Consider the following 6,869-nt stretch of genomic DNA (forward strand, 5'->3'; position numbering starts at 1 on the left):
GGACAGACCGGACTTGAGGTTGATCTCCCGATGAGAGTAGCCGCCAGCGTTGACATACATTGTTCCTGCTCGCGGCCTCCAGCCGGAGATGTACGGGTGATTATCGATCCACATCGAGACCGAGCCGCGCTGGGGGCCATCAAGGTAGGCCGTCAGCTTGATAGTTCGCCAGCGGTCTTCGGGAGCCGTGGCGTATGGCCGAAACCAGCTTCCCAGAGGGCGCATCTGACCCGTGTTGTCAGGAACGGCAGCTCCGCCCCCGACGCGGTATGTCCCGTTCTGCCAGGAAATCGTGACAGGTGGTGTCGGCCACGACCCGGTACGAGTTGGACCGTGCAACTGAAAAATGGTGTGCCAAGTCTTGGGGTCGGGGCGTTGCCTCGTGCGAGGATCCGAGAAGTGATGACGTACTTGGAAATTGATGCTCACTGTCGTCCCTCGCGCTAGACGGTAGCGTCCACCGGCCACGGTCCCCCAGAACACCTCGGACCGCGAATCCCCCGGGCCGGCGACGAAGGTAAGTGTGTCGTCACATCGAACCGGTACCCTGCCCGCGCCGCCGACGTCGGGGTGGGCGACGAGCTGTGTCTCCAGCGGGTTGCTTCGCTCGCGCGGGTTCGGTGTCCACGCATGTGGGTGTGGCCGCCATCCTTGACACGCTGTGGGGCCCTCGCGGTCCGGCACGAGCAGTGCGCTGACGAGGCTCGCGATGGGAGGGCTGGTCGGCCGCGTCGGGGGCTCCGCTCGGGAGGGCCTGGCCTTCTTTGCGTGCAACACACCTGTCGAACCCCGGCATGACACGGTGTCCGCGACACGCCCCCTGTTGTCGGCACATCTAACGCTGCGTTGTGGCCCCTGCCGAGGAGTGTGGTCCCCAGTGTCCGGGCAGCCGCCACTTCCTTGGCGGCGGGGGGCCGCCCATGCGATGGACGCGCTGTGGTGGACGCCTATGGAAGCCATGAGGGTCGTCAGGATGACGAGTGCCAATACTGACACCGTTGCGCGATGACGTGGATGTCTGGCCACAGGTCCCCTGAAATGCGTGGATGAGGAGGTGGGCCCCAGCAGACCTGCTCAGAATCCGTACGCGTGAGAACAGGTCTCAACGGACGGGTTCATAGCCGCTCGAGCCCTACGCGGTCTTATCGCCCGGCAGGGGTGCAATGTGAGTCCTCTCACAGGCGCTGCGTATCGTCCACGGGCACCTCGGCGGGCGGCCTGTGTCCGTGGCGAGCAGCCTCCCGCGGTGGACAGTCATCGACGGTTCCGAGTTGTCTCGAGTGCGCATCTATCGCCTGGGTCCTGACACCGCGGGCTCACCCCACTGCCTGTGGGCGGGTCACGGTGCTCTTTCGCCTGGTCGTGGCCTTGATGTCGTGACCGTCACCACGAACCGGCCCAGACAACGAAAACGCCTGAGCCCAACGGTGCTACAGTGGCGCCGTTCTGCCCTTAGTTGTCGGGTAACACTCGACAATGTACACGGGGGCAGGGCGGGACGCACCTTCTGTCTGCCGGAGAGGACTTCCCGACTGGCAGGCAGAAGGTCCCCCGTGGCGGAAGCCTTCCAAAGAGCCTGAGCTGGCCCTGCCGCATGCACTTCCCTCCTCTCCGTGCCCTCGCTTCACACGGCGCACTGACGATCTTGAACGGTAGGGAGCGGTGTGGACGTGCTGACCGGCGGTCGGGTGTTGTCTCAGGGTGGCGTCGGCGGCGCCGATAGGGTGGCGCGGATGACGAGGGCCGCACACGCGACGGGGAGTTAGGAGCAACTGCTGGTGGCTGGAGACGATGGGCGCCCTTACCAACAACCGATGGCGGTGCTCTACCAGCCCTTCTTCAATCTGCATTCCGACAGGCTGCAAGGTTTCGAGGCGCTGTCCCGGAAGCTGCCCAGGCACACGCCCCTGAATCAGGCATCACCGACAGCAGACTGGGACGGTCTTGAGAGGCTCTCGGAGGAGACCGCACAGGTCGACCAGTTCGTCCTCGACCAAGCACTGCAGGAACTGGCGGGTTTCCAAGGATCCGACCGGCGAGACCTTTTGATGTCGGTCAATCTTTCCTGGGATTGGGTGCGGCACGGCGGTGTGGTCGCCGACGTGCAGGATGCGCTTCGCCGCCACGGGGTTCGGGCCGATCGCCTGCTGCTGGACGTGAGCGTTGACACGCTGCGAATCTCCCTGCTCGATGGCGGTCACCCTGTCCAGCTGCTCGCCGCGCTGCGAGCCGCGGGCACCGCCATCTGTGTCGATAGGTTCACTCACCGTGACCTCGACCTCTTGCCGCACCTGCAACAGGTCCCCATCGATGTGCTGAAGATGCATCCGGGCGAGATCAGCGAAGACACGGTCGTGCGCGACCAGGTGAGGTTCGCCGATCTGGTCGCCACCGTTCAAGACCGTGGCTTGCCAGTGGTTGCCGCGGGGATCGAGACCCAGGAGGATCTGCGTCGCGCCTACGAACTGGGGTGTGAATGGGGACAAGGGTTCCTGCTGGGTGTTCCGGACAGGGACATTGCCCGCGCGAGTTCTCGGATCTAGACCATGACGCAAGGATCGGTCTTCGCCTGCGATCGCAGTACAGAGTCGACCACCCATGTACCTGGGGGCGGCGAGTACCTTGGCCCACCGCGTCGGGTGGATCGCGATGAGTAGCCGTGGCGTTGTCAGCGCCGTGGGGCCTTCCTTGTCGATCAGTCGGGTGGAGACCGCCAGCGAGGTTCGGGAGGCGCGTGAATTGCACGCGCGGGTGTATCTGGAACGGCGGTACGTGAAGGCTGACGAGGTCGACCGTGGAGTCCTAGCCACGCGGGTGGACCCGTGGGCCGAATCTGCGACGTACTTCCTGGCTCGCTCCCCCACCGGGCGGGCCGTAGCCGTCGGTCGTCAGATCTACTCTGACGACCCAGCGGCCCTGCCCGCCCTGCGGCTGCCAGGCTTGGATGACGGCGTGGTGTCGCAGGTCCAGCGCCAAGGGGGATCACGAGTTGTTGAGATCAGCGCTTTGGCGGTACATGCCACGGCTCCCCGCGACACGGCGATTCAGCTGTATTCGCACATGTGGCTTCACAGCATCGAGTGCGAGCACACCGCATGGATCATGGCGATCCACCCGGCCTTAGCGCGGAGCATCGTCGGTCTCCTCGGCCCCGTGATTGTTCCGATGGGCCCACCGCAATGGTTCATGGGAAGCGACGTGATCCCCGCGGTCATCTGGACCGACCAGGCGGCGCAGATAATCCACTGTACGGCGGCGCAGTCGCGCGACCTTCCAATGCGATCCCGGCTGCCGACGCTGTTTCCGGCCAATGAAGCTGTGCGACGGCCATGAAAACGCTCCTCGACGCGCGAATCCACTCCTTCCTCGAGTGCACCCTGTGGAGCCTGTACGCACGGGTGTACGACAACCTGCGGTATCTCATCGGCTATCAGCGGCTCCTGGAGTCGGTCGCGCAGATTGCCGCTGTTCAACCACATCACCGAGTGGTCGAGGTGGGGTGTGGTACCGGTAACGTCTTGATGCGCCTGGCGCAGGAGTCGCCACGCTGCCTCCTGGGCCTCGACAGCAGCAAGCCTATGCTACGTAGAGCCCGGGCGAAGCTGGCCGGCCAGTCTGTCAAAGCGGTGGTGCAGGACAACGACCTGGTGCGCGGCCTGGCCTCCCTGGGTCAAGAAACGGTGGACCGCATCATTGCAGTGAATGTGCTGTACGCGGTGCGCGACCGCGAGGCGTTCTGGAAAGAGGCCCGGCGCGTCATTGCTCCACAGGGATATGTGGTGGTGAGCCACACCGACAGGCCCGGATCATGGCCACTCGTCCAGGAGCAGCTGTCGCACGCGGGGCTAGAGGCATTCGCGCACCCAGGTCTGCTGTTCGTCGCTGCCGCAGACGTTGCCATCGACGTCGTCGCACGACACGGCTCATGGGATTTCACGGACTTCGCGTCTCTCAGCGCGGACGCCGCAGCGTACGGGTTCGCTGCCGAGTATCTGGGACGCTGCTACGGGGGCTCCGTGAAGGGAGTGAACTTCCTTGCCCGCTACCACCCCCGCTGAAGAGCTCTTGCCCGCCGCGCGCGGCTACGGCTGGGTGATGGTCGCGACATTCGTACTGACGACAGCGTGCGCCCTGACCTACACCTACGCCCCGGACCCCATCGGCAGCACCGCCTTCGTGGTCGCCGCAGCCACTTCGATCGCTGCCATGGCCATCGGACCTCCTCTTCGCGGTGCTCGCCCACGACGACTGTGGGGGGCAGCCACACTCGGTGCGGCCTGTTTTCTGCTCGGTCTGGTCAACCGAACGGCCGATCAACCGAGCGGTGTACCGCCCCTAGCGGACCTGTTCTCGCTCAGCGGGTACGGCTTTCTGCTTGCGTGGCTGGTCATGCTGCTCAAACGGCTCGGACGGCGCACCGCCCGCGGCAGTGCCCTGGATGCCACGGCGGTCGCCGCCGGAGCGTCGCTGGCGATGTGGTCGGTGACTGTTTCTCCGAGGATTGGAGGCTCACTGCTCACCGAGGCACTCATGTGGGGCATCTACCCGGTCCTTGACATCGCCTTGGTGTCGCTGTCGGTCCAGCTCATCTTGCGAGTGCGCACCCCGGCACCCGCGATGTGGGCCATCCTTTTCGGGCTTGTGGTTCTACAAATCGCTGACACTGCCTACACGGTGATTTGGGCCCATCACCCGGGCTTGACAGTTCCAGCGCTCACCTCCGTCTTCCTATACGCCTATTGGGGATTCGCGGCAGGGGCGTGCCATCCATCGGTGCCACACATAACGCGCTCGCATCCAACTTCTTACCATGCAATCCACCGCGCGCGAAGCCGCTCCATGCTGCTTCTTTTCATGGTGTCTCCCGCAGTGTTGTCCATTCTGTATCCCATTCAGGGAGTTCTGGATGCTTCAGTCCGCTCAATCCTCCTCGCGGTTCTGATAACCCTATTGTTCACACGTCTGTCTCTGACCATGTCCGCTCTGGCTCGAGCCGAGGAAGACAGCCGATATCGCGCCTCACACGATGCGCTAACTGACCTCGCCAACCGCGCGTTCTTCTTACGCACGCTGGAAGAACGCTTAGCGCATGCTACCGAGCGCGCGGACCGCACGGTGGCCGTCCTCTTCTTCGATTTCGACAACTTCAAATGCGTCAACGATACGTGGGGTCATCACGTGGGGGACCTGCTGCTGATTCAAATCTCGTCCCTGTTCAGATGCATCGCCCGCGAAGGCGAATTCATGGCTCGTCACGGCGGGGATGAGTTCGTCATGCACACCGTCGTCAACGACCCTCAGGACGCCCAAGATCGCGCCATGCAGATACAAAAGCTGTTCTCCGAACCCGCCACGGTGGCGGGGCACCGAATCAGCATCATTCCGTCCATAGGAGTCGCGTGCGCCCACGCCTCAGATCACCTCCTGGCGACGCAGCTAGTGCGAAACGCTGATACGGCACTGTATGAAGCGAAGCGAAACGGACGGGGAAGATGCGTCCTCTTCGACCCCTACCTGGACCGGCGGGAAAGACACCGGTCGCGTATTGCATCGCATCTGTCTCGCGCACTGGATAGTGAGAGTATCCATGTCGTGCTTCAGCCGATCGTCGGTGGAGAAGACTACCATCAGGTGATGGGCTGGGAAGCCCTGGCGCGTTGGGAAGATCCAATCTTGGGGACTGTTCCGCCGGATGTGTTTATTCCCATTGCGGAAGAACGCGGAATGATCATTACACTCGGCCGCGTTGTGTTGCAGCAAGCCTGTTCGGAGGCGGTACGACTCAGGACTGCGCTGGGCGACCACTTATTCGTCTCAGTTAACATTTCCCCGAGGCAGCTGCTCGACCCCGGCTTCTGCGAGAATGTATCCCAGACACTCGCAGAAACCGGCCTCCCCACGGACCGGCTCTGGCTGGAGCTGACAGAAAGCACCGTGGTCGACCCGACCGCCTCGACGAAGCGCGTCCTGAGCGCGCTGCGTGACATGGGAATCACCGTCTGTGTCGATGACTTCGGCACAGGCTACACGTCACTACAGACCCTGCTGGAACTGCCCGTCAACTGCGTGAAGCTGGACAAGATGCTGACCACTCGTAGCGTGCAAGGCCAGCAAGACTCCACGCAGCTTCTCTCTTCTGTCCTGGCTATGCTAGAGAGTTTGAATTTCCAGCACGTCGTCGCCGAAGGTGTAGAAGCAGCTCACCACAAGGACGCGCTCTTGGCAATCGGCTGCCCGATGGCACAAGGATGGCTGTTTGGCGGACCGCAACGCGCCGAGCACATCATTGCCGCCTCAGCCAGTTCACCAGGCACAGCGGCTGACCGTGTCCCGCGCGCAGACCTGAATGCTGTGGACCAATGATCAGTCGGGCAAGGCGGTGGCGTCCCTGAGGACCCAACTCTGAAAGCGACTTCCCGCAGGCTATTCGCCGGTGTGTAGGCGAGCGCTTCGCCCAGACCCGAGTCATGACACCGCGGTTCGTCATATTGAAGCGCCCCAGGTTCTGTGCCGCTCTTATGCGGGTCGCGACTCGGTTGTGATGGTCGCGTAGTGGGTTGCCTCGTATTCGACGGGGGCCACGTAGCCCAGGCTACTGTGCAGTCGCTGGTTGTTGGACCGTCCCCGGTTTGGTGGATAGTTGGGGTAAGTCGTGATTCCTTTCTGAACTGAAAGGAAGTCGTGATGGGTTCGACGAGGAGATCGTTCACGGAGGAGTACAAGGCGTCCGCGGTAGGGTTGGTCCTGGATGATGGCCACAGCATCGCCGAGACCGCCAGGAATATCGGCGTGCACGAGATGACGTTGGGTAAATGGGTGAAGAAGGCGCGTGACTCCGGCGGGAAACGTCCCGAGAAGCCACTGTCAGA

At 63.1% G+C, this 6,869-nt stretch carries 6 protein-coding genes; 5 read left to right on the top strand and 1 reads right to left on the bottom strand.

Annotated elements, in window-relative coordinates; all coding sequences use genetic code 11:
- On the bottom strand, window positions 1-429 hold a 429-nt coding region (locus PINTE_RS24040; protein ID WP_217996657.1), incomplete at its 3' end, for a hypothetical protein.
- 1,385 nt (window positions 430-1,814) lie between these two features.
- Between PINTE_RS24040 and PINTE_RS19605 the strand changes: the two genes are divergently transcribed.
- From PINTE_RS19605 to PINTE_RS19625, 5 genes are all read left to right on the top strand, one after another.
- Complete coding sequence (locus PINTE_RS19605) at window positions 1,815-2,543, top strand: EAL domain-containing protein (protein WP_068434032.1); 729 nt, start codon at window positions 1,815-1,817, stop codon at window positions 2,541-2,543.
- A gap of 160 nt (window positions 2,544-2,703) precedes the next feature.
- On the top strand, window positions 2,704-3,333 hold the full coding sequence (locus PINTE_RS19610) for a hypothetical protein (RefSeq protein WP_157087398.1): 630 nt from the start codon (window positions 2,704-2,706) through the stop codon (window positions 3,331-3,333).
- The gene (locus tag PINTE_RS19615; RefSeq protein WP_068434036.1) at window positions 3,330-4,058 is read left to right on the top strand and encodes a class I SAM-dependent methyltransferase; all 729 of its coding nucleotides are present in this window, start codon (window positions 3,330-3,332) and stop codon (window positions 4,056-4,058) included. The genes PINTE_RS19610 and PINTE_RS19615 overlap by 4 nt, the downstream gene beginning before the upstream one ends.
- Complete coding sequence (locus PINTE_RS19620; protein ID WP_068434038.1) at window positions 4,036-6,363, top strand: putative bifunctional diguanylate cyclase/phosphodiesterase; 2,328 nt, start codon at window positions 4,036-4,038, stop codon at window positions 6,361-6,363. The genes PINTE_RS19615 and PINTE_RS19620 overlap by 23 nt, the downstream gene beginning before the upstream one ends.
- Window positions 6,364-6,684: 321 nt before the next feature.
- The coding region (locus PINTE_RS19625) for a transposase (RefSeq protein ID WP_157087399.1) at window positions 6,685-6,869 on the top strand (185 nt) is incomplete at its 3' end.

This window comes from Piscicoccus intestinalis NBRC 104926, from assembly GCF_001515525.1.
GTDB classification, from domain to species: Bacteria; Actinomycetota; Actinomycetes; order Actinomycetales; family Dermatophilaceae; genus Kineosphaera; species Kineosphaera intestinalis.

Bases quoted from the DNA above. Each gene is read 5' to 3' on its own strand.
- PINTE_RS19605 (WP_068434032.1), top strand. From the start codon at position 1,815: ATGGCGGTGCTCTACCAGCCCTTCTTCAATCTGCATTCCGACAGGCTG.
- PINTE_RS19615 (WP_068434036.1), top strand. From the start codon at position 3,330: ATGAAAACGCTCCTCGACGCGCGAATCCACTCCTTCCTCGAGTGCACC.